Annotated in this window: 1 protein-coding gene (only partly in view); it reads left to right on the top strand. The window is 61.3% G+C overall.

The window, feature by feature from the left end; translation table 11 throughout:
- On the top strand, positions 1 to 26,619 hold the 3' portion of the coding sequence (locus M9Q49_RS30155; protein WP_254513017.1) for an autotransporter-associated beta strand repeat-containing protein. It extends 2,574 nt beyond the left edge of the window; only the last 26,619 of its 29,193 coding nucleotides appear in the window; its start codon lies beyond the left edge, outside the window; the stop codon is at positions 26,617 to 26,619.

The raw sequence follows: 26,619 nt of genomic DNA, 5'->3' as shown, positions 1-26,619 counted from the left end.
TTGCTGGGCCCTGGTGTGACCTTGGGAGGAAATGGCGCGCTGACGACGTTGACCGTCAACGGCCCTATTATGTTTGATGGCACTTCGACGCTCGCGGTGCCGTACGTGCAAACGCCGAATGCCAGCGCTGCCATCTACGCCGAAGCCGGCGGCAGCGGCACGATCAGCGGCATTCTCACTCGCACCGCAAATGTCAGCGCGATCGGTAAGTTCGGCGAAGGAACGCTGACGCTCTCGAACGCGAATCAATTCGACGGTTCGTTCTCGGTGAATCAAGGTGTAACGAAGATCACGAACTCCGCGGCCCTTGGTTCGCCCGCGGGCGCCACGACGGTCAACTACGGCGGCCAGTTGCAAACGGCTGGCAATTTGAATGTGCTGGGCGAAGCCGTGACGCTGTTTGGACGTGGTCCTAACAACACGGGCGCGCTCTACAGCACTAGCGGCAACAGCGTGTTCACTGGCGCGATCTCGCTCACGTCGCTCGCCACATTCGACGCCTATACGCTGCAGCCGAACTCTGGCTTTACGACATTCTCGGGGACGCTGATCAATACCGATCCCGGCACGTCGATCAACTGGAGCGGTGTGCAGAACACGAGCAGCGACATCATCAAGATCGGTGGCGGTACGCTGGAACTCAGCGGCGTGAACCCGAACACCAATGCCAACGCACCTCGTTTGATCGAAGGGACCCTGTTTCTGAACAAGGCCGCCGGCGTGAACGCGTTGGGGGCGACTGGCGCCAACTTCACAATCGGCAACGACGCGCCGGGAAATTCTGCCACGCTCAAGTATGGTGGCGACAATCAGTTGCTGAGCAATACTTTCACGATTTCCAGCACGGGACATATCGATCTGAACGGTCACGATCAGATCCTGGGCACAGTCAACATGTCGGTCGGTCCCAATGGTGCTGCCGACATCTCGCTCGGCGGCGCTTCGGCCACCATCAATGGCAACGTGACGGTGCATGCGCTGGGTGGCAGCAATCCGACCGGCGCCTCGATCACGGGCGGGACGTTGGGATTGCAGCTGTTCAATTCGACCACGGCCACGACTCGCACGTTCCAAGTAGCCGATGGCGCAGCGGGAACGGATCTGACGATTAGTTCCACCATCGTTGATGGCACGGGCTTTGTGAACGTCGGCCTTAACAAGACGGGCCTGGGAACACTGCAGCTGGCGGGGACTTCGGCAAATACCTTCTCCGGCACGACGACGGTTAGCGAAGGAACGCTGGAGCTGAACAAGACGGCTGGCGTGAACGCCCTGTCGGGGCCGCTGACGGCTGGTGACAACAATATTCAAAGTGGTTTTGCCAGCAGCGATGTGGTGCGCTGGTTGGCCGCCAATCAAGTGCCAGATTACAACGCGCTGGTCACGGTCAACGGCTCGGGCTTGCTCGATTTCAGCGGCAGGAACGAAACGATCGGCGCTGCCGATGGCGTGACTGCGCTGGCCGTCACTTCAGGCACTGTCGAACTCGGCGGTGCGACGCTGGTTGTGAATGGCAACATCGCCACGGCGGCGACGGTTGACGTTGCTGGTTTGCCAGCCAATCCCGATGTGTTCCGCGCGCCGGAAATTCGCGGCGGCACGATTGATTTGGGCAGCAACTTCCTGCGGTTGATCGATATTGCCGATCGTGGCGAATTGCTGGTCGATGCGATCATTTCGGCGAACCTGATCGGCGCTGCCGACGTGCGGAAGCAGGGGGCTGGTAACTTGCTCCTCTCGGGCAGCAACAACGGTTTGTCGGGCAATTTCTACATCGATAATAACCCCACGCTCAACCAAGCTGCGCTCACGGTTGGCAGCAACACCGCGTTGGGAACCGGCATTGTCTATCCCGCCAACACTCTGCAAATTGCTACTGACGGCGGCGCGCGAACGCTGGCCAATCGATTTATCTCACAAGATCTGCGTCTCTCGGGCGGCAACAATCTGCGGATTAACGGCGCCTTCGACATGGTCGTTGGCGCTACGATGACTGTCTTCAACGCCGTGACGTTGGAATTCGCCGGCGGTGTGGGCGAATTGGTTCCTGGGCTCGCTTTGGCTAAGAGCGGCACCGGCATCCTGAATATCTCGGCCCCTGCGCTGCACTCCGGAGCCACGACGATCAATTCGGCCGGTGGTGAAATTCTCCTCACCGGTGGCGGCACACTGGCGAATACCTCGGGCGTGACGGTCAATCTCGGCGGCACGCTGAGCATCGACAACTCGACGACAACAGTTGCCGATCGCGTGCGTAACTCGGCCAACGTGACGTTGGCCGGCGGTGGTATCGAACTGGTCGGTGGTGCAGCAGCCGTGAACGAAGTCGTCGGCACGTTGCAGACGAACACGAACTTCACGTCGCTCGTTTCGACGAACAGCACGAGTGCGGCTACGAAGCTTTCGTTCGCCGGGCTTACTCGCCAGGCGAACAGCTTCATTCTGTTCAACGGACAATCGAGCGATGGCGACAACCTGGGATCGGCTGATTCCGAGGTGTTGTTCCTCAATCCGCCGACGAACTTGTTGCTGAATGGCATTCTGCCGTTCGCCGCCATTCGGACGAAAACGGGCGGCGCGCAGGACCTGGATTTCGCCGGCTACAACGCGCTGGTCGGCATCACGCCGGTGGCTGCGCTCACGAGCCTGGCCGGCGCTACGGCGAGTGACAATGTGAAGCTGTCGGCAAGTGCAGCAGTCGCCGCGCCGACCGGCGTGAACGCGATTTTGATCGTCGGCAACGGCAATACGATCAGTGGCGCCTCGGCCATCAGCGTGAGCTCTGGCCTGGTGCTCAACTTCGGCGGTTCGAACACGATTTCGGCTCCGCTGAACTTTGGCGGACAAACGGCGACCATTGCCACGCCGAGCGTGAATCAGCGTTTGACGCTCAGCGGAGTGGTGAACGGCGATGCGGGCCTAACGAAACTGGGCGTTGGTGCACTGTCGCTCAACGGTGCGAATACCTATGCCGGAACGACGACGGTCGCCGAAGGAACGCTGCGGATCGGCAACAGCAGTGCGCTGGGTATCTCTGCCAACAACACGGCTGCGCAAGGTACTACGGTTGTGTCGGGCGCTGCCCTCGAAATCGACGGCAGCGGCGGCGCGGTCAACGTGGGCGATGAAGCCCTCAATCTGAACGGCGTCGGCTTTGGTTACGGCAATACGAATTCGACGACGCTGGCCAGCGGCTTTACGGGCGCGATTCGCAACATCGCGGGCACCAACTCGTGGAGCGGCAATATCAACCTGTACTCGGCCGCGAACAACACGGTCTTCAATAACGAAATCGATTTGGGATCGGATGCCGGCTTGCTGACGCTGACTGGCGCGCTGAGCGGCACCAACCCGCTGAACTTCCGCAAGGTCGGAGCCGGCGCCCTCGAGTTGGGCGGCAGTCTCCCCAATACCTTCACGGGTGGAAGCGCGTTTGTGTCTGAAGGAACGCTCCAACTGAATAAAGCCCCCGGCGTAACAGCTTTCACCGCTGCCTTCCCGATTCAAGTCGGCGACAATGTCGGCGGCGCTGATGCCGACGTTCTTCGCCTGATGAACAACGATCAGATCGTGGACACGAATGTGGTCACGGTGCAAGGTTCGGGCTTGCTGGATCTCAATGGTTTCAGCGACACCATCAATACCACTCTGACCCTCGTCAATGGTTGGACCGCTGCCGAAGTGACCACTGGCGCGGGAACGCTGACGATCAACAATGGCGCGTTTATCACTGTCAGCAACCTCGGAAATACGTTTGGCAGCCTCAGCGCTCCGCGCGTGACCGGTAACCTGGCCTTGCAGACGAATGGCGGCGCTGCAGCGACGCGGACGATCACCACGGGCGATTCGATCAACGAGATCGATCTGGAAATTGCAGCCGCCATTACCGATGGCGACCTCAATGCGAACTTGCAAAATGTGACGACGGCAGGCAACGGACGTTTGGTCTTGTCGGGTGTGAATAATTTCTCCGGCGTGACTACTATCGGCGCCGGACGAACGCAACTGACAAACGCTAGCGCCTTGGGCGCGGTCGGAGCCGGGGCACAGACGAGTGTTGCTTCGGGCGCAACGCTGGAACTTGCTGGCGTGACGATCAACGACGAATTGCTAACCATCACGGGTACGGGATTCGGGACACGCGGGGCTTTGGTGGCCGTGCCGGGCTCGGGGGCCAGTGCCTGGGCAGGAGCGACTGCGACGGCGGGTGTCATCACGTTGTCGGGCGCCACGAACATCGGCGTCGATACGGGTGCTTCGCTGAATCTCAATACCGTGGTTGCGGGTGACTTGACGACGAACGTCGTGCAGAAGCTGTTGCCGGGAACGCTGCGTTTCTCGGGAGCGAATGCGAACACCTTCACCAACGGCACTTTCCGGGTGATCGAAGGTGTCTTGGAATTGAATAAGACAGCTGGCGTGAATGCCGTCGGTGCGACTTCCTTGGTGCTCAGCGCCAGCAACGACCTGGGTGGTCAGGATGCGGACGTGATCCGCTGGCTGCAATCGGAACAGATTCCGTCGACCGGCACCGTCACGCTGCAGGTCACCAACGCCGGCCGAATGGACTTGAACGCCCAGACCGAAACCATCGGCAACACGGCTGGCAATGCATTGCAACTGTTCGCCAGCGTGGGTGGCCGGGCGACGATCAACAACGGCACGCTGATCCTCGCCGGCGCTAACGACACGAGCACCATTGTGGCTAGTACGGGTGGCAGTGCGGCGAGCATGGTCGCCAATTCGCCCGGCGCGTTGATTGCCACCAGCTTGGATTTGGGTGGCGCACGGCGGCAGTTCAATGTCGCCGATTCCGCACTTGGCCAAGCCGAACTGGAAGTCAGCGGCTTGATCAGCAACGGCCAGGTTCTAAAGGTCGGGACTGCGGCGACGTTGCTGCTGACCAACAATTCCAATTCGTATGCCGGCTTTGATGAAGTTCAAACGATTCCCGTGCCGACGGACGGCAACTTCACCGTCACTTTCCGCGGGCAAACCACGCCGCAGTTCAATAGCACGGGCGACACCACCGGAGCCGCCCTGCAGACGTTCCTGCAGACGAATCTATTCGGCGCGGGCAACGTGCTGGTGACTCGCGCGGGCGCGGCTCAGCCGTATGTGATCACCTTCGTAGGCGCACTCGCCAAGCGGGACCTGCCGGTGGTGACTTTCGCGGCAGGAACGACGGCTCCCATTGCAGCTCCCGGGGCAACGACCGAAACGACGATCGGCGGCGGCACGATCATCAATTCCTTTACGTCCGGCAACTGGGGCGTCAACTCGATTGCGGTGGGAGCGAACAACGCTCTGGGAACCGGCGGCGTATCGATCCGGCACGCGCAGAATTTGACCAATATCGCTTCGTTGCGAACCAACGAAACCAGCATCGTGCTGCCGAATGCCGTGGACATTACCACGACGACCGGGGCCGGCACGAACATCGTCTATGGCACCGTGGGTCAGCGCGTGCTGCCGAACACGACCTTGCCGACGCCGACGTTTACGTATGCCAATTCGGTGACGGTCAGCACCACGAACGTCGCTGCTGCGACGGCCTTCATCATCAACGTCGGTTCTTCGCTCAATCTACCCACGGCGACGCAAATCCCAACGGTCATTCACACCGGTGCTGCGCATGTCGCGTGGCTGGGGCAAGCGGCAAACACCGCGCTAGACCTCGGCAACCAGACTGTCAACTTCCGCACGTTCGCCAATGAAGTGACAGAGATCTCGGGCAACGTGATCGATACGCCCACCACGGCAGTGCAGGGAACGCTCACCAAAAATTCCGGCGGCGGCACCGCCGACGGCGAAGGTGTGCTCATCCTTTCGGGAAATAACACCTTCGATGGTGTGTTGAACGTTCAGGAAGGTATTCTCCGAGCCGCGAGCAATAACGCGCTCAGCAATCGAATCGACACTGTGCAAACCTTCGGCGTGACTGCCTCTGCTGGTCTGACCGGCACGGAAGTGCAGCAGCTGACGTTTGCTGGTGGTCCGAGCGGGACGTTCACGCTGACGTACAACGGCAATCTGTCGGCCACGGTCACGTATAGCGCTGCGGACGTCACCAGCTTGCAAACCGCGCTCAATACGATGTTCGGCGCGGGGAACGCGACGGCAGCGTTTGTGAACAGCAGCACCTATACGATTACGTTCACCGGCGCATTGGCTAACGCCAATCTGCAGCAGTTCACGGTCTCGGCGCTCAGTGTCAGCGGCACGGTGGCGGCCTCGACCAACAGCGACGGCGGCGGCAATGAAGTGCAAACGCTCACGCTCGGCGGCACGAGCGGCGGCACGGTCACGCCGCAGTTCTTCGGCGTGAACGCAACGACGGCGATTACTTACACAGCCGGTGTGACGACGGCAGCCTCGGTGCTGGCGAGCTTGAATTCGATTCCTGCGCTGAATGGCAACGTGACGGTGATCGGCGCGAACGGTGGACCGTTCACGGTCGTTTTCAACGCAGCCCTGGCGAAGGCCAACGTCAGCGCCCTGGTGCAAGGAGCCGCCACTGGTGGTTCGACACTGACCATTGCGACGGTGTCGGATGGTCAAGGGAACGAAGTGCAAACGCTGGCTCCGGCCGGTGCGACCGGAACGGTTGCTTACAGCTTGACAGTGGGTGCGGTCACCGTGACCGCGACTCCTGTTCTGAACGCGCCCTTCACGGGTTTGACGGCAGCCGCGCTGCAAACGCACTTGAATACGATTCCTGCCTTGAACGGCAACGTGACCGTGCTGGGTGGAACCGGCGGTCCGTTTGTTGTGATCTTTAACAACGAGTTGGCCAACGTCGACGTGCCAACGTTGACTGCCACTGCGGTGACGGCGACCGCGGGTATCACCGCAATCTCGAACGGCATTGGCAACGAACTGCAGTCGCTGGTTTTCGGCGGCACTTCGGGCGGCACGGTGACTCCTTCGTACGGCGGTGTGCTGGGGACGGCCTTGACGTTTACGACGGGTACCTCGCCGACGGCTGCACAAGTCACAACCAGTTTGAATTCGATCGCGCCGCTGAGCGGCAACGTGTCGGTGCTTGGCGGCAATGCCGGACCGTTCTTTGTCGTCTTCAAGAATGCTTTGGCGACCACCAACACAGCGCAGATCGCTCAGGGTGCAACCACCGGTGGATCGACGTTGACCACCACGACCGTCAGCAACGGCGGCCAGGGCAACTCGTTCTCGATCACGTTTGGCGGTCAGCAATCCACTTCGGTCTTCTTCAACGGTTTGACGCCGCCGTCGGCGGCAGCGGTGCAATCCGCCATCAATGCTTTGCCGGTCATGGCTGCGCTCGTCGGCCCCAGCGGGGGTCCTGTAACCGTCACTTCGACCGTAACTGGCTCAACTGCCAATTACACACTCACGTTCAGCGGCGCGCTGTCGGGCTTCAACCAAGGCGTGATTACCGTGACTCCCGCGGGAGCCGTGACGAATAGCACTGCCGCGGCGGTCACCGTCGCGGGTGGCGGTGGCACCACGGTGACTGCGGGTGCGGCGCTCGAAATCGCGGGAAATGGAGTGTCGATCAGCGAACCGCTGACGATCAGCGGTTTGGGTTTCAACAGCGTTCCCACCGGCGCGGTGCGGATGATCGATCGCGGCGTGACCGACAGCAACGCTTTTGTCGGGACTATCGCGCTCGCAGCGAACGCTGTGATTGGCGTCGATCGGGCGACTAACACGTTGACTCAGAGCGGCACCTCGTTCATCACGGGCGGCTTTGCTTTGACGAAGTTCGGCGCCGGCACGCTCGAACTGAACGGCACGAGCAGCAACAACTACACCGGCGGAACTTTCATCAATCAAGGTACGCTGCTACTTAATAAGCAAGACACCGCCGGCCGTGTGTTCCAGCCCAATGCGACCGGCACTGGAGCCGTGACGATTGGCGACGAAGGAGGAAGTGATATTCTCCGTTGGGCCGCGACGGCTGGTGCAGATCAGATCTTAGGCACGGCGAATATCGTGGTCACCACATCGGGGTTGCTCGATCTGGCCACGAACAGCAAGTCGGAATTCATTAATGCCTTGACGATGGAAACTGGTCGGCTGAAGGCTGCCGACGTGCAAACAGGAACTGGCCGTCTGACGATCAATGGCGACGTGACTGTCAACGCCAATCCGTTCGGCGGCGTGGGCACCACGGCTGCGTATCCCACCGCGACTGCGGCCAACATCAGTGGCAATCTGTCGCTGACTGGTGCGCTGGTGAGTTCGAACTCGCTGGGGCAGTTCAACGCTCCGCAAACGTTCATTGTCAACACTGGCGCCACGCTGAACGTGCCGGCGACAATCAGCGATCTGCAGTCGAGCGGCGGATTCTTCCCAGGTCTGGTGGAAGGGCGAATCGCGGCTGCGAACAACACCACGACGGCTAACCCGGGCGGCGGATTTGGAATTTTGCCGCGGATGGGCTCGGCGTTTTCCAGCGGTACCGGGAATCCCTGGAATGTCAATGAAACCTGGGTCTATACGGGGCAGTTCTTCGACGCCGACAACCTGGTCTCGTTTGGCACCGACATTGACGACAACGCTTACGTCTTCATCGATGGCGCGCTGGTCTATACGCAAGGCGGCAATACCTCGACTACGTCAGGTCTGATTGCACTTGGCGCAGGTGTGGGTGGCGGCTGGCACAACATTGAAATTCGGGTGGCCAACACCGGCGGCGGCGGTGGCGCAAACGCAGCCAACGGCTGGACCAACAGTTACGGCGTGGGTATCGCGCCCGATGGCACGATCGTGCTGGGCACTTCCGGCACCGCGGGTAACGCCTTCTTCCTGCCGATCGACAACGGTACGCAGAATCTCTTCCGCAGCGCCACTGGCCCAGCAGCCAGCGTGGCCAAGGCGGGTCGCGGCGTGCTGAACATCACCGGCAACGCTACTTACTCCGGCACGACGACGATCAATGCACAGGGCGGAACGCTGTTGCTGTCGGGCAACGGCAATCTGGCAAACACCAGCGCGATCACGATCAATGCCGATAGCACGCTGAAGATCGACAACTCGGCTACAAATTCGGTCACACGAATCCGCGATACCGCTGCCGTGAATATGTCGGGTGGTACTCTCTGGTACGTGGGAAACAGCGGCAGCGCTTCGACCGAGTTGCTCGGGGCGATGACACTGGCGGCCAACACGCAGTCGTATCTGCGCACGGATCTCGGCGCTGGCGGCGGAAGCTCGACCGCGCTGACGTTCAATGGTTTGACGGCGAATGCCGCCGCGACCCTGAACGTGTTTACGAATGCCGACTTCGCGATCGGCTCGCATGAAGTACGCTTCACCGGCACAGTTCCAGCCGGAACCGGCACCGGCACTGCGGCGTTTGCATTTGCGACGATCACCAACACCGTCACCGGCACCGTCGATCTGGTGAAAGATCTCGATGGCGTGAACGGCACGCCGATCAGCTTCGGCAAGTTCCTGGCCGCGGACTATGCCAGCGGCAACAACATCAAGGCCACCGCGGCGACGACCTTGGCGACGACCGTGAACGTCCTGCTCGTCTCTGGCGACGGCGTGGTCGTGACAACCAACGCAGCGGGCACAACCATCAGCAGCGGGTACGTCTACAACGCTGGTGGTGAAATCGTCGGCAATGCAATTTCTGGCGCTGGCGCGCTCAACTTTGCAGCAGTTGCACCGGTATTTGCCACCCAAGGTCGTGGCGAAACACAGCAGCTGACGGTCACCGGTGGATCGACCGGTACGATCACGCTGACGATGCCGATGTCGACCAGCCAGTCTCCGGCTCCCACGCTCGGTGGTACACAGGTCGCGCCGGCACTGCCACAGACGACGATTTCGCTGGACCTCGCCACATTGACGGCAGGCGCGATTCAGTCGGCGCTGGAGGCTCTGCCTGCCATCGGCAGCGGCAATGTGCTGGTTACCGTGCTTGGAGGCGGCCTGTTTGCGATTACGTTTATCGGCACTCTCATGGGCGCCGACCTGCCGCAACTGCAGGTCAACAACAACGCGGTTGTCACCGGCGGAGCAACCATCAGCACGACCACCGGTGGTGGCGGCACGCTGACGGTGAATAGCGCGGTGACTGGCACTGCTGCCGTGCGCAAGGAACGGAAGGGTCGGCTCGCACTGGCCGGGAACAATACCTTCAGCGGTGCGTTGACGATCAACGAAGGTGTCGTCGAAGCGCAGAACATCAACGCTCTCGGCACGATCGCTGGTGGGACCACGGTTAATGCTGGCGCGGCACTCGCTCTCAACTTCAGTGGCGCAGTAACTCTGGCCGCCGAACCGCTGACCATCAACGGCAGCGGTTATCTGAATGACAATAGCGGTGTATTGCGAGCCATCGGTGGCGGCACGATCACGCATGCGGGCGCGATCACCGAACTCAATGCCAATCCGGCCTATGCGACCTACTTTGTCGATACGGCGACGACGCTGATCCTGACTGGCGGTATGACGAATAACAACACTGCCGGTTACACGATTAAAGAAGGTGCTGGAACGCTCGAAATTGGCGGCACTACTACAAACGTCGGTAGCGGCGGCAACGGCATGGTGGTGAACGATGGTACGTTGCGATTGAACAAGCCCTCGGGCAACGTCAACAAGCACTTCTTCATCGGCAACAACGACGGCGTGGCGAACTCGGCCCGTGTTGTCTACGGTGCTGCGGCAGGTGGCGATCAGATCGTCGCCGGCGCTAACATCACGGTCAATCGCGATGGTCAAATCGATTTCGCCAACAAAGCCGATACGTTCACATCGATCACGGTGATTGACGGCAGTGTGATCAATACTGGCGGCACGGCAGGCAGCGGTCCGACCTTGACTGGCGGCCTAACTATGGCCGGCGGTTTGGTTGACATGGGCGCTGGTGCGGTAACTCTCCAGACCAATGCCACGATTCAACCCTTTGGTAGCACGGCGACCATCTCGGGCAATGTGATTCTCGGCAGTGCGGTGCGCACCTTTACCATCAACGACACGAACGCGGTCGAGGACCTGGTACTCAACGCGACTGTCTCCAGCGTGACTGGCGGCGCGTTCATCAAGGCCGGCAACGGTGTGCTGGTTCTGAATGGTTCGAACAGCGTGACCGGCACGAACGAAGTGCAAACGATCACGATCGCCAATTCGCCGACGGGCGGCACGTTCCGGCTGGCCTACGGCGGGCAACTGACCGGCGATATTCCGTTCGGTGCGACTCCGGCTTTGACGGCTGCGAGCATTCAGACAGCCCTCGATGCCTTGGTGACAATCGGTGCCGGCAATTCGCTGGTTGCTGTGGCCACAGCAGGTCCACCGACTTATACGTTCACCGTTACCTTCCAAGGCGCCCTCGCTGGCATCGATGTGCCGCTGATGCAAGCGGCGATCGGCGACACGTTGACGAGCGCAGGAACTCCGCAACCGACGGTGGCGGTTGCCACGACGACTGCCGGTGTAACGGCGTGGACGGTCAACGCCGGTGTGCTGGCGGTTGGCAGCGCGGATGCCCTGGGTACAGCTGGCAACCGAACTGGCCTGGCGCTTGGCGCCGGCGAAATCTGGGCTTACGGGTCCAACCGGACTATCGATAACACGCTGCTCATTGGCACGTCGTTCACGCTGGGTGCGCGTCGCGATTCGGCAGTCACTGGCAATACGAATGTGTTCGCTGGTGTCGATGTCAACGGCTTCAACGACCCGTTCGATCTCACCTTCAGCTCGACCGCAAAGTCGGTGTTGAATGTCGCGAGCGTCAGCCTGGCGGTGCAAGATCCGAACACTGCGGTCGCCATCAATGGGCCGCTCGGCGAAAACATCGCCAACCTGCAAACGGCGGGAGCCAACCTCACGAAGACCGGCATCGGCTCGCTGACGCTCGGTGGCGACAACCGCTTTACCGGCAGCACGACGGTAAGCACCGGCAAGTTGATTCTGACGAGCAACAACTCGCTGGGGATCGATCGCAACGAAGTGCAGCGGCTGCAATTGACGACGGTCGGCAACTTTGCGTTGTCGTTCACCGCGCCATCGCTGTTGGGTGGTCAGGCCGCAACCACGACCGCTGCTGGCTTCAATGACACGACGACGGCTGCAGCCATGCAAGCCGCGCTGAACGCGTTGCCGAGCATCGGCGGCGTGGGTGGTTCGGTGACGGTGACGCGCGTGGTCAACGCGGGCATCCCCGGCACGGTGAACTGGTTCATCGAATTCGGCGGGGCGCTGGCTGGAACTGACGTCGCCACGCTCGGCGTTGTGGCCGGAACCGCCACTCCGGTGGCAAGCGAAATCGTCAAGGGGAATACGAACTCGGTCAGCGTTACGGCGGGCGCTGCCATCGAGACCAACGGCAACCTGGCCATCGGCAACAAGAACCTGGTGCTGACAACGAATTCAGGTCAAGGAAGTGGCTTCATCGGTGAACAAGAGTCGTTCGGCAAGGGACACGGCAGCCTGGTGGCGACGAGCGGCAACACGACGTGGGGAACGGGCGAAACTCCGTTCAACTTCACCTATACCGGTACGAATCAGTTGCTGAGCTTTGGCGCAAACAGCGGAGCATCGTTGACGCTGAATGGGACGATGACCAACGTCACCAACGTCGGCGGCATCAACAAGGTCGGCGCCGGTTCGTTGACGCTCGCTGGAAATGCGACCAATTTCCTGGCCGGTGTTTCGATGGTGAACGACGGCGAACTCGTGCTGAACAAGACAGCGGGCATGGATGTCTTCAACGGCGGCACGTTGCAGGTTGGCGACAACATGGGCGCGGGAATGGATACGCTCACGCTGAGCAGCAGCGAACAGATTGCCCACACCGTGACCGTGGTTGGCCAAACCACCAGCCTGATCCGAACGTCGGTTGCGCAGGCTGCTTCGACGACGAACGAAGAACGAACCTTCACGATCGGCGCCACGGCAGGGCAGTTCACTGTCACCGTCGGCGCGGATGTCACGCCCAACCTGGCCTTCAATGCGAACGCCGCGACGGTGCAAGCAGCGTTGAATGCATTGCCGGGTGTCGCCGCGCTCGGTGGTGTGCGAGTGAACTTCTTCAGTTCCGGCACCAACCAGTTGACTTACACCGTCACCTTCCTGAATCAAACGGACGTCACCTTAGCGTTCGCGGTGGCCAACGGCACGACGGCGCTTTCGGGCGGCACGGGCATTACCTCGGTCGGCACGGTTACCGACGGTGGCTTGAGTGGCCGCGAAACGCTCGAAACTGCTCCGACCCTCGTGATCGGCAACGGTACGGCTGCGGGCGACATTAGCCTGGCAGCGGGAACGACGCTGGTGCTCGGCGCCAATCTCAATGTCACGGTCTTCTCTGGCGCTTCGCCGAGTGTGGCCGCGGGTGGTGCGCGGATCGACGGCGGTACGATCTTGTTGATCGCGCCGAATCAAGCCACGACGCAACGGACGCTGACCGTCGCCGATTCGGCCGCGTTTGCCGATTTGACGATCACGTCGCGGATCAGCGACGGCGCTGCTGCCGGCGGCCTGATCAAGGCCACGGCGAACAGCCGCGTGGTGCTGAACAATGCAGCCGACAACAGCGACTACACCGGGGCGCTCTCCATCAACGCCGGTGCACTGCGCATCCTGCAAGCCAGCGGTTTGGGAACCGTCGCGGGAGCAACGACCGTAGCCGCGACCGGCGTGCTCGAAACCGACGGTGGGCTCACCTTCGGCGAAACATTGACGCTCAACGGCAGCGGTATCACCAGCACGGGAATTCTGGGTTCGGTGAATGCAGCGAATACCCGCTTCGACTCGGGTGCGTTACGCGTGTTCAATGGTAATGTCACCTGGAACGGCAACGTCAATATTGGTGTGGCCAATACGGTGATCAGCGTCGAGACCGGCAATAGCTTGAATCTGACCGGCGTGCTCGCGAACGGCGGCTTTACGACCGTGAAGTCGGGCGCGGGAACTCTGCAATTGTCGGGCGCCACAGCAAACACTGGCGCGGGTACCTTCCATCACTATCAGGGAACGTTGCAGCTCAATAAATCGGGCGCGGCGATTGCCATTTCGAATGCCCTGATCATCGGCGATTCACTGGGCGGCAACGATGCCGACCTGGTGACTTATGGCGCGCTGGCAGGACCGAATCAAATTGCCGACGGCGTGGCAGTCACGGTGCTTAGCAGCGGCCAACTTGATCTCAGCGGTTCGACGAGCGGGTCGAACGAGACGAATGTGATCACCGTCCCTGCGGCCGTGACGCACTTCTATCTCAACTTCAACAACTATCTCACCGTACCGATCGTGCGGGCCACGGCTACCGGGGCCACGATTCAAGCCGCGCTCGAAGCGTTGCCGTCGATTGGTGTAGGCAATGTCGCCGTGACCGGCGTCGCTGGTGGACCTTACACAGTGACGTTCCAAGCGGCCCTCGCCAAGACCGATGTGAACGCCATCTCGGCCGTCGTTTCGCTTGGTACGGGTCCAGTCACCTTCCTACCGACGAACGGTGTGCCGACAGAACTGATTACGACGCTCAACCTGGCGAGCGGCGTGGGTGCGGCAGCTGACGTGTTGATTGGTGGCGCAAATACGCTGTCCACGACCGTTGTCACTGTGTACGGCCACACGGGGGCTAACACGAGCGTGAGCATTCCGACCGGTATCGTAGACTTGGGTGGCGCAACCCGCACGTTTACGGTGAACGACACGGCTGCTGCGAGCGATCTGAACTTGGGCGCGACTTTGGGTGGCACGAGTGCTGGTGCTTTGACGAAGGCCGGCGCTGGTACGCTCGAAATGAGCGGCACGCAGGTCAACGCCTATGCTGGGGCCACGACGGTCAATGAAGGGACGTTGCTCCTGAACCGCAACCTCGCAGCTGGTGCAGGATCGCTGATTCTCGGCAATCTGACCGTCGGCGATAACGTTGGCGGACCACTCGATGATGTGGTGCGCTACGGCGCTGCTGCCAACGGCAACATCATTGCCGATCCTGTCGGCGTGACGGTGAACAGCACCGGCTGGCTCGATTTGAACAACAAGACGGATGGTTTCGGCGCAGCGCCGATTGGCTCGAGCACGCTGGCAACTGCCAACGGCCTGTCGTTGGTGATTGGTCCTTCGTTTAGCGCACTGGTGTCGACGGGCACTGGCACGCTTAACCTGTTGGGCAACATTGCCGTGACCGCGGCCGCTGGCAATCAATCAGAAATTACGACCGGTGCGAAGATCACCGGTTTGATGAGCCTCGGCGGTGGTGCTCGCGCGATGACTGCGGTTGATACGCTGGCGGATGAAGAACTGATCGTGGAAGCCGCGATCAGCGACGGCACGTCGGCGGGCTTGACCGAAGCATTTTTGAGCAGCGGCGGCGCCATCGACACGACGACTTCGAGTCCTGGTGGTCCGAATCAGTTGTTTGTACGGTTGGGCGAAGCATTCAGCGGGACGAGCATCGCTCCCTGGGCGGTGAACGTCACGTACGTCTACACCGGGCAGTTCTTTGACGCGGATGGCATCTTCGCATTCGCCGAGAACATCGACGACGTTGCGCGGGTGACCATTGACGGCGTATTGCGGATGAACAACGGCGCCTTCAACGTGGCGACCACGACCGGTAGCACGACCGGTGGCAACTCAACCGCAGCCGGCACCACTACCAATGCCAATCCCAACGGCGGCACGACCAACTTCGGCATGGGCCCGAATGGCGATGGCTGGCACAACATCGAAATCCGGCTTTACAACGGCAGCGGTGGCGCGGGCGCGGTGGCCAGCAGTGTTGGTGCGGGTGCTCCCAACTGGCTCGCGACGTTTGGCTTCGGCTTGAACCCGACCACGCTCAATCTGACTAGCACCGATGCGGCCAACTACATCCTGCCGGCCGATCCGGGTGATTCGACGTTGTTCCGCACGGTTCAAGGCAGCCTGGTAACGGGCGGCACGGGCAAAATCGCACTTGCCGGGAACAATACCTACACAGGCAGCACGACGATCAACAATCGCGAGACAGTGCTCCGCAACGGCGGCACGCTGGCGGGCACGAGCAGCGTTTCGGTGATCTCGACATTGCCCACGGCAACCAACGTTGGCGCGACGCTGACAGTGGATGATTCGCAAGGCGCACCGAATGCCAATCGCATAAACAATACGGCTACGCTGACGATGACGGGCGGCACGGTCGGCATTCCGACGGTGTTCAACTACATCGGCAATGCGGCGAACTCCAGCGAAACATTTGGCGCGACCACGCTGACGACGGGCAACTACTCCGTCTTCCGTTCGACCACCACCGGAAATGGCACGAACACGGTGACCAGCGCTGGGTTGACTCGCGGCGGCGCGAATACGTTTGCCAGCTTCGTTGGCGTGAACGACGATCTGGGTTCGGCCGACAACAAGTTGATCTTCACGGCGCTCGGTGGCACTCCGGCGGCCCCTGTGTTGGTGCCCTATGGCAGTGTGACCACAGCGTCTGGCGTTGTCCGCGAAGCTGTGCACGACACTACTTTTGGTGTGCATGCGGCAACGGCCTTCAAGACCAGTCTGAACGATCCGACGCTAACCGCGACCGATTTTGTCCGTCTGACGAAGAGCGAAGTCATCACCACGCCGAAGACGGTGGCTGGTTTGATCATCGCTGGCGACAACATCACGATCAGTGGTGCTGGGGCCCTCACGGTTTCGAGCGGTTCGATCTGGATGAATGGCTCGGGCTCGGCTCAATCGGTGATCAGTGCTCCGCTGACGCTGGGTGTGACGAACACCGAAAGCATCGTACAAGTCGAAGACGGCAACTCGCTGACGATCAGCGGCGCGGTGACCTTCGCGGGTGCAACCAATACGCTCCGCAAACGTGGGCCTGGCGCGCTGACCCTGTCGGGCGCCAACGGCACCACGCTGACGGGCTTGATCTCGGTCGAGCAAGGCGTGCTCCGCGCGGGAAGCAACGATGCTCTCGGCGTGGTTGCTCAGAGCACCACGGTGGCCGCGGGCGCGACGCTCGAAATCGCCGGCGGTTTGACGTTGGGCGTGGGTGGCGCGAATGAGAACATCGTGCTCAACGGCAGCGGTGTGAACAACACGGGCGCCATCCGCCTGGCAGACGATGCCACGGCGGGAAGCACGATTGGCGTGGCTGCTGCTGGCACGGCCATCACGGTGAATACGAATGCGACGCTGAATACGGGCGCGAGCGGATTTGGCTTAACGGTCAATGGCACGCTGGCCACGGCTAGCACGCTCACCAAGATCGGCGTCGGCGATTTGACGCTGGGTGGTTCGGCGGCGAATGTTGCGAACGTGACCGTCGCTCAAGGAAATGTGAATCTGGCCAAGACGGCCGCTGTGGCCGTGGCTGGCACACTGACGATCGGCACCGATCTGGGTGGCGACAATGCTCAAACGGCAACAGTGACCGGCATTGCCGGGCAGTCGGCAACGGTGTCGATCGCGAGCACTGGTGCACTGAATTTGAACGGCATTGCGTTCATCGCGACAGCGCTCACCATGTCGGTCGGTACGAGCACCAGCGCGGATGTCTTCAGCTCGACTGGCGTGCCGACATTGACGCTGAACGGCAACCTGACCCAGCAATTGGTCGCTGGTATCTCGGGTAACGCCATGGGCGCTTCGCCGGCAGCAACGATTGCGGCGAGCGTGGTTCTGAATCTGAATAACGGTAATCGCACGGTCACCACGGCTGATCGCAGCTCGATCAATCCGTTGCTCAGCAACACCTTTGTCGGTGTGATTGGTTCGGATGAACTGGTGATCAACGCTGCTGTCAACGGCGGTGGCACGGCCGGCGCGCTGACGACTGCAGGCTCGGGCCGCCTGGTGCTCAATAGCGTTGGTACCTACACCAATACGGGAACCATTCTGACCATCGGTGGTGGCATTGTGGCCATTCGCAATCCGAATGCTCTCGATGGCGCTGCTACCGGCACGATCAACATCTCGGCAGCGGGCGCTACGCTCGAGCTCGATACGACTACGTCGCTGAGCACCAGCCGTGTGATCTCGATGTCGATTACTGGCGGCACGGGTGCGACCGAAAACCTGGCCGGCGGTATGACGAGCAACAACCACGGCAACATTCGCGTGCTGAAGGGAACGCACACGATCGGTGGAACGATCACTGTTGCCACAAGCAGCCCCACGTTGCGTGGTGCACCGAACACCAAGCTGATCTTCGGCGGCACGTACAACATGGCGACGTTCGGTACGACGATCAACGGCGGATCGACGAGCACGTTCGAGTTCCAAGCACCGATCACGGGCAGCGGCACGTTCACGGTGGACGGCAACCTGGTGCAAATGACCGGCACGTCGACGATGACGGGTGCTACGGCCATTTCGATCATCGATAACGGCAGCTTGGAAGTGAACGACACGGCCGGCCCGATTGCCAATCGGCTGGCCGATGCCGCGGGCATTTCGCTCAACAACGGCAAGTTGGTCTATATCGGCAATGCAGCAGGTAGCACCGAAACGGTCGGTGCGCTGACGTTGACCGGCGGCACCGCGAACGCCATCGAATCGCGCACCAGCGGCGGCACGAATGCGTTGACGTTCACCGGTGCGTTCCCCGCCACGGCGAACACAGCGGTTCGGTTTGTCGGCAGCGGCAGCGATCTGGGTGCAGGCAATCAGATTCTGTTTACCGCCACGCCGACGGTGACGAACGGCATTGTGGCTCGGGCCACGGTGACTTCCTCGGCAAATCAACTCGACCTGGCAACGGTCACGGGGGCGGGTCCCTTCCGCATCGAAGCCCTGCCGGCTGGCAGCTATTACACCGGCGCACTGAGCGCCGCTCCAGCCAATGCCAATGTGCTGATCACCGCCAACGATGCGAGCGGAGCCTCGGCCGCCGCCATCAACGCACTGCTCGTACGCGGCGGCGTCACGGTGAGCGGCGCTGGCACGCAAGCGCTGACCGGCGCTGCGATGGTCGGCAGCAGTGGCAACAATGTGATTTCGATCGGCTTGTCGAATACGGCCGAAACCGGCTTCGTCGTCGCCGACAACGTGCTCGATGTGCAGGGAGTGATTTCCGGCACCGGCATGGCTCCGATGAAGAGCGGCGCAGGCGACCTGCGTTTGTCGGGCGCTGCAGCGAATACTTTCACTGGCGCGGTCAACATCGGCCAAGGTAGCATCACCGCGGCCAAGAGCGCAGCCCTGGGAACTTCCAGCGGTGCGACGGTTCAGTACAACGCCGCGATGCGGCTCGATGGCGGAGTGACGGTGGCCGTTCCGCTCACGCTGCTCGCTTTCCTCGACTACTCGCCCAACGGCGGTTTGATCAACGTCAGCGGCAGCAACGTGTGGGCCAACAACATCGCGCTCAACAATTCGGCGACGGCGGTCAATGTGCAGGCTGGCACGCTGACGGTAAACGGCTCGCTGACGGGCACCAGCCTCATGAAGATTGGGGCCGGTGGTTTGATCCTCTCGGGCTCGGGCGCCAACAGTCACACTGGCAACATCATGTTGGTAGAAGGTAGCCTGACGCTGGCGAAGACCGCTGCGGTGGCTGCAGTTCCTTCCGGCAACCTGGTGGTGAATCCAGGCCTGACGGTTAATGTGGCTCCGGCCACGGGCCTGGGTGTGACGACGGCGTTTGACAATCAGCTTGGTAACGGCTCGAACATTCGCTTGCTCGATGGCGCAACGCTTGATCTGGGTGGTCGCTCGACGGCTGGCAATGTGACGGACATCACCCTGCATGGCGCCACGATCAACACCGGCGGCGGCGTGCTGAACATGGCTGGCAGCGTGTTTGTGAATGACAACGCCAATTCGTCGGTGATCAACGGTGCGCTCAATCTCTCGAACGTGGCACACACGTTTGCAGTCGCTGATGGCAGCAACGCAGCCGATCTGCTCATCAACGCCGCCATCACCGGTGGTGGCGCCACTGCGGGCATGTTGACAAAGACCGGCCTGGGAACGCTGGTGCTCACCGAAGTGAACACTTACTCCGGCGGTACGGTGGTGAATCTCGGCACCCTGGAACTTCGCAACTCGCTCGCACTCGGTGCGGTCGATGCGGTTCCTGCTCCAGTTCCGCCGACGGCGAATTCGTCGACCAATGGAACGACGGTAGCTGCCAATGCCACGTTGCGACTCAACAGCAACGGTGGGGCTGCCGTGGCGATTGCCGACGAAGTCCTTACGCTCAACGGCAGCGTGTTTTCGACGGTCAACGGCGGAGCGACGCTGCAGAGCACGGCAGGCAACAACAGCTGGTCTGGCCAAGTGTTGCTCGCCAATGGCGTGCTCGGCGGCAATGTGCTGATCGAGACTGTGAGCAATCTCAATCTGTCGGGTGCGATCAGCACCTTGGCGACATCGGCCAACAATGTTGGTCTGGCAAAGATTGGCAACGGCACGCTGACCTTGTCGGGCAGCGGAGCCAATACGTATTCCGGCAGCACGCTGGTAAACGCTGGTACGCTGGCACTCAATAAGAACGGCGTCGCGCCGTTCGGCGACGGCCTGACGGTCAGCTCCGGCGCGACCGTGAGCCTGCTGCAAGCCAATCAGCTGCCCGATACTTCGAACCTCGTGCTGCTCGGCAACGCCGCTCTCAATATGAACGGCTTTAGCGATACGGTCGGCACGCTGACCCTCACGAGTGGCACGGCAGCTGCCAATGCCACGGCGATCAACACCGGTGTGGCTACCCTGACGCTCAACAGCGATCTTTATCTCGATGTGACTGGCACGGGCGCGACTGCGGCTTCGCTGGCCGGCAAGCTGGCCCTCGGCAGCGTGAGTCGCGAATTCAACGTCGCCAAGTTGGCCACGGGCGCCGATCTGTCGATTGCTGCCGTAATCAGTGGCAGCGCGGATCTGACCAAGCTCAACGACGGCACGCTGGTGTTTGCAGCACCGACGGTGAATACGTTCACCGGTGATGTCGCCGTGTCGCAAGGCACGTTATGGGTCAATGGCACGACGAGCGCCACCACCGACTACACGGTTGCTCAACAGGCTACTCTCGGTGGCAGCGGCACGATTGGCGGCACGGTCACCGCGGTGACCGGCACTGCGACGATTCCTGGCGGTACGGTGAGCCCGGGAACCAACAACACGGCAATCCTGACGGAAGCTGGCACCCTCACGCTCAATCCGTTCAGCATCTTCCCAGTTCAAATCAATGGCACGGTTGCGGGTACCGACTACGATCAGCTTGCAGTCACAACTCCGGCCAGTACGGTGAATCTGAACAACGCGACGCTCAGCGTTACGGGATCGTATGTCGTTCCCACCACGCCACTGCAGTCGTTCGTGATCATCAACAACGCGGGCACCGACCCGGTCAACGGCATCTTCAACGGCTTGCCCGAAGCTTCGCCAATCGTCACCGCCAACGGCACGTACTACATCACGTACCAAGGTGGCGACGGCAACGATGTGGTGCTGAACAATCAGTTGGTGATCTACGGCACGTCTGGTGCAGACACGCTGATCATCACGACGGTTCCGGGCGGTTACACCTATCAGCTCAACGCTCAGCCCGTTCAGAATGCCTTGGTTACGGTACCCGTCGTGTTCAATGGGCTCGACGGCGACGACGTGATGATCGTCAACGCCGGTGTGAATCCGATTCCGGAAATCACCTACAACGGCGGCAATCACAATATTCCGCTCACGGCTGGCGCCGATCCGCAAGACGGCGACGTGCTGGTGGTCAATGGCACGAGTGCCCTCACCGCCAACTACACGGTCGATGGCGTGGTCGATGCCAACGACAACAACGGTGTGTTGACGATCGTCGGTCAGAATACGATCACCTTCAGCCAACTCGAACCAGTCCTCGACGTGTTCGGCTTCGGCACGGTGAACATCACGCTCCCCAACGCCAACGATGTGATCAACATCGCTGATGGCTTGGATGCAAATACGAACCTCCTGCCAGCTCTGCGAGTGACGGGCAGCTCGGGTGGCGTGGCCTTCGAAGGGATCAACCTGCGAAACACGACGAACGTCAACATCGATACGACCACCGTCGATGGCAACGACACGGTGACGATCAGCTCGGGCACGACGGCTCACGGCATCACCAATCTCACGCTTGGCACGGGTGTTGGAACCGATACGGTGACGGCGACTGGGGCTTTGACCGTGGGTGGCAACCTCACGATCAACTCGCAGCAGATTGCCGTGAACGCCACGCTGACGACGGGTGCGGCCGGCACGGCCACGCTGAACGCGGGGACTGGCGGCATCACGACTTCTGGCAGCGGAATCGACGTGGTCGCACAACTGCTCGTCGCCACAGCGGCAGCGGGAATCGATCTCGATACGACAATCACTACGCTGACCGCGAGCAGCACCAATGCCGCGATCACAATTGACGAAACGAATGGTCTGGCCGTGAACACGGTGAACTCGGGCACCGCGAACACCCGCCTCACGCTGGCGGCTGGCGCCATCACCGATAACAACGGCAGCGGCACTTTGAACGTGACGGCTGCGCTACTCGATGCAACTGGCCCTGGTGGCATCGATCTCGATACGACCATCACGACGCTGACCGCGGCAAGCACCAACGCCGCGATCAGCATTCGCGAAACCAACGGCTTGGCGGTGAACACGGTCGCCGCCGGCACTGGCAACGTGACGCTCACACTGGCGGCTGGTGCGATCACCGACAACAACGGCAACGGCACGCTGAACGTGACGGGTGGCTTGCTGAATGCGACGGGTCCTGGCGGCATCAACCTCGATACGGCAGTTACTACACTGACTGCCGCGACGACGAACTCGGCCATCGCAATTCGTGAGTCGAACGGCCTGGCCTTGAATACCGTCAACGCCGGCACGGCTGCGGTCTCGCTGCTGCTCGCCGCGGGTGCTCTCACCGACAACGATGCCGATGGCAATGATGGCGGCACGATCAACATCACAGGCAGCTCGATCGTACTCACGGCTGCGGCTGGCATTGGTGGCACAGATTCGCTGGAAACGGCAACGTCATCTTTGTCGATCGACAATTCCACCAGCGGCAACGTTGCGATTTACAACACGGTGGGCGGCTTGCTCACGCTGTCGAACATCGCTCCGGTGACGGCGGGCTTTGCGGCTCGCAATCTGGGCGGCACGACGACCATCGTGAACAAGGCTGGCGGCCTCGCAGTTGCCGGCAACGTCACTTCGGGTGGCGCGATCACACTGTCGGCGACCGATGCGGCAACCACTGGCCAGGACTTCAACCTGAGCACCGGTTTTACCATTCAATCGACGGGCGGCTCGGTGGCACTGAGCGCGGGCGATAACCTGACGTTGCCCGCCGGCACGACGGTTCAAGCCGCGTCGAATGTTTCGCTCACGGTCGATGCTGGGGTAGTGGATGTCGGCGTTGGTTCGCTGGTCACACTGGCTGGCACGATCACGGCTGGCACGGCGCTCGTCGGTGATGGCAACATCACGATCGACATGGGCGCCGACAACGACACGCTGACGGCCAATGGCGCGACGGTCGCTACGCTCAACGCGGCAGGCGACGAGATCCGCATCACTGGCGGAGCCGGGGCCGATGTATTCAACCTTGGCACCGCAGTGAGCACGGCGACGATCAACGCAGCCACCACTCGCATCCAAGGCTTCGACTTTGGCGGCACCGAGGGTGGTATTGCCGATCTGGGCGATACGTTCAACATTCGTATCAGCACGGTCACGGCTTACGAGATCGAAGGTGACAACCCGACGACTCCGCCGGGCGACATCCTCAATATCGATTTCACCGGTGTGGTTGGCATCGCGACCGAGATCCATGGCGTTCCCGATACGACCATCTCGGCTCCAGGCTTCCAAGGAATCACTTATCGCGAGATCGAAACGAGCAATTCGCTGGGTGGCAGCGTCAATCACGTCTTCGATCTGAACAACTTCGCAACGGGCAACGTGTTCGACGTGCAGCTGCTCGATGCCAACACGATGCAAGTCGCACTCGATGGCACGGTGATCTTCCAAGGTGGCGACGACAATGTGAACAGCCTGACGTTCGCGGGTCGCGCGGCGACGAACGACTCGGTTCGTATTCACGGCCTCGCTAGTGGTCAGCTGCTGACAGAAACGGGCGCGCTGCTCGGTAGTGGTGTGCTGCCAACGATCGATGGCGTGCGCAAGAGCGTCTCGAGTGCCTTCACCAACGCTCAGCGAACGCTGCCGCACGGGACCAACCCGCCGGCGATTTACTTCGATGGCCGCGGTGGCACGGACTCGATCGTGCTCGACCTGCCAACGGCCCGCAACGTCGCCTACTTCTCCGACAGCTCGGCTGCCGGCGCTGGCGACCTGAGCGTGCAAGCCGGAGCCGGTCCTGCCATCGGCCTGGCCGCAACGTTCGTCAATCTGGAGAGTGTTCACATTCTCGATCGCAACGGCGCGGGCTCGAGCCTGCTGATCGATGCGAGCGGCACGGCGGCTACGGCGAACTTGTCGCTCGCCAACATCGCCGATCCTGCGGCTCCACTCTACGATGCACTGAACCCGGTGAATAACACTCCGGCCTTCGGCGGCACCGCGGGCTTTGTCATGCCGGGCGCTTCGCAGTTGCTCGGTGATGGCGGAGTGGCCGCAACCACGTTCGCCGGCTTCCAGACTGTTACCGTTCGCGGTGGTGCGGGCGCCGAAACGATCAACGCCATCGGTGTTGATGGCGCGCCCTCGATCGGCGGCGGAGCTCTCACCAGCCTGACGCTCGATGGCGGCAGCACTCGCAATCTGGCCGATGTCGAAGTCGTCACCGATACCGGCGCCGACACCATTCGGCTGCAAAGCCTGCCGGCCACGGCCACGGCGACGTTGCTCGGTCGGACCGGCAGCGACATCTTCCAGCTGTACAACGGCAGCAACACGGTCGACAACATCGCCGGCCAGGTAATCATCGATGGTGGCGATGGCAACATCGGCGGCAACAACGATCAGCTGATCATTATCGACAGCGGCGATCTGACGGGCGACACGATCCTCATCGATACGGCGGCGCAGGTCGCGCCGAACTATCGCATCGAAGGGATCACGTCGGCCGCCGTCGACGACATCATCTATCGCAATATCGATGCTCTCACGCTGACTGCCACGGCTGGCAACGATGTGATCGATGCCAAGTTCATCGCTCAAGCCTTGCACAATCATGATCTGAATACGGTCAGCCTCAGCGGCTGGACCGGCGCGGATCAGTTCCTGCTGTTCACGTCCGATCAGTTCGGTGGCAGCGGAGTGGGCGTGACTCCGAACATGATGCCTTCGGGCGTCAATTCGATCAGCCTGTATGGCGATGCTCCGGGCAATCCGAACGCGGGCGACGGCAACGATGTCTTCGGCGAAACTCCGCTGGGGCTTACGGGCACCGGCTTCACCAATGTCGGCCTGATCGTTCCCGATACGACGCGGATGATTCGCCCGAGCGCGAGCACGGCGATCTCGATCGACGGCGGTCAGCCGAGCGGCTTGCCTGCTCCGGTGAGCGACGTACCCGGCGATGTTCTCAATCTTGATGTCACGGCAGTGCCGAACTCGGCTCCGCTGGTTGTTTCGACGTTCTCGCCCGGTGCGGTGGTTTCGACATTTGTTCAGCCGCTGACTTGGACGCAGATCGAAGACATCAATCTGGTCGACCAAGGCAAGCTAACCAACGTGCAGATGGGCGATCTGTTTGCTCGCACCACGGGTGCTGCCGATCTGGTGCAACTCACGCGCAATCCTACGGCTGGCAATCCGAATCAAGTGCGGCTGCGCATCACGTCGACCATTGCCAACTACAGCGCGACGAACAAAACGATCATCTACGGCGGCGGCGGGAACGACAACATCACGCAGTCGAACCTCACAATCCCTGCCGAGTTCTACGGCGAGGATGGCGATGACGTGCTGAGCGGCGCGACGAACAACGACTGGCTCGTCGGCGGCATCGGCAACGACCGGATCAACGGCGGCAGCGGTGACAACGTTATCTGGGGCGACAATGCTCCGACCAATCCGACCGATCCGACGCCTCAAGATGGCCCAGTCGGCGGCGACGACATCCTCAGCGGTCTCGGCGGCAACGACGTGTTCTACGGTGGCGCTGGAGCCGATCAGGTGAGCGCCGGTGGCGGCAATGACTACGTCTATGGTGGCCAGGGCGACGACACGCTCGATGGCAGCGACGGCGATGATCGGCTGTACGGTGGCGCTGGAAACGACATTCTTAGCGGCGCGACCGGCAACGACTTGCTATCCGGCGGTACGGGCAACGACAAGCTGTACGGCGGTACGGGCAACGATGTACTCATCGGCGGCACGGGCGCCGATCTGCTCGATGCCGGCGATGGCAACGACATACTGGTGAGCGGCAGCGTCGACAACGAGAACAGCGTGTGGACATCGCTGGCCACTGTGGGCACCTACAGCCCGGCGACCTACACCAATGGCACCGACAACGATGCCGCGCTCCTCACCTTGCTCGCGCAATGGGGCACGTTCGGCCTGCGTACGACGCTGGGCGCGATCACCCACGACGGCGACAACGACGAGTTGATCGGCGGGACCGGCGACGATGACTTCTGCTGGGAGTCGATCGACGTTTCTGACGACAACCCGAACATCGCTCCGTCCGATTTCAATCGGCCTGGCATGGGCATCGACGAGCGGTTCAATCCCACCTAA

The organism is Anatilimnocola floriformis (assembly GCF_024256385.1).
GTDB lineage: Bacteria > Planctomycetota > Planctomycetia > Pirellulales > Pirellulaceae > Anatilimnocola > Anatilimnocola floriformis.
The sequence above is the reverse complement of the archived record's forward strand: the minus strand, read 5'-3'. Positions and strand labels throughout refer to the sequence as shown.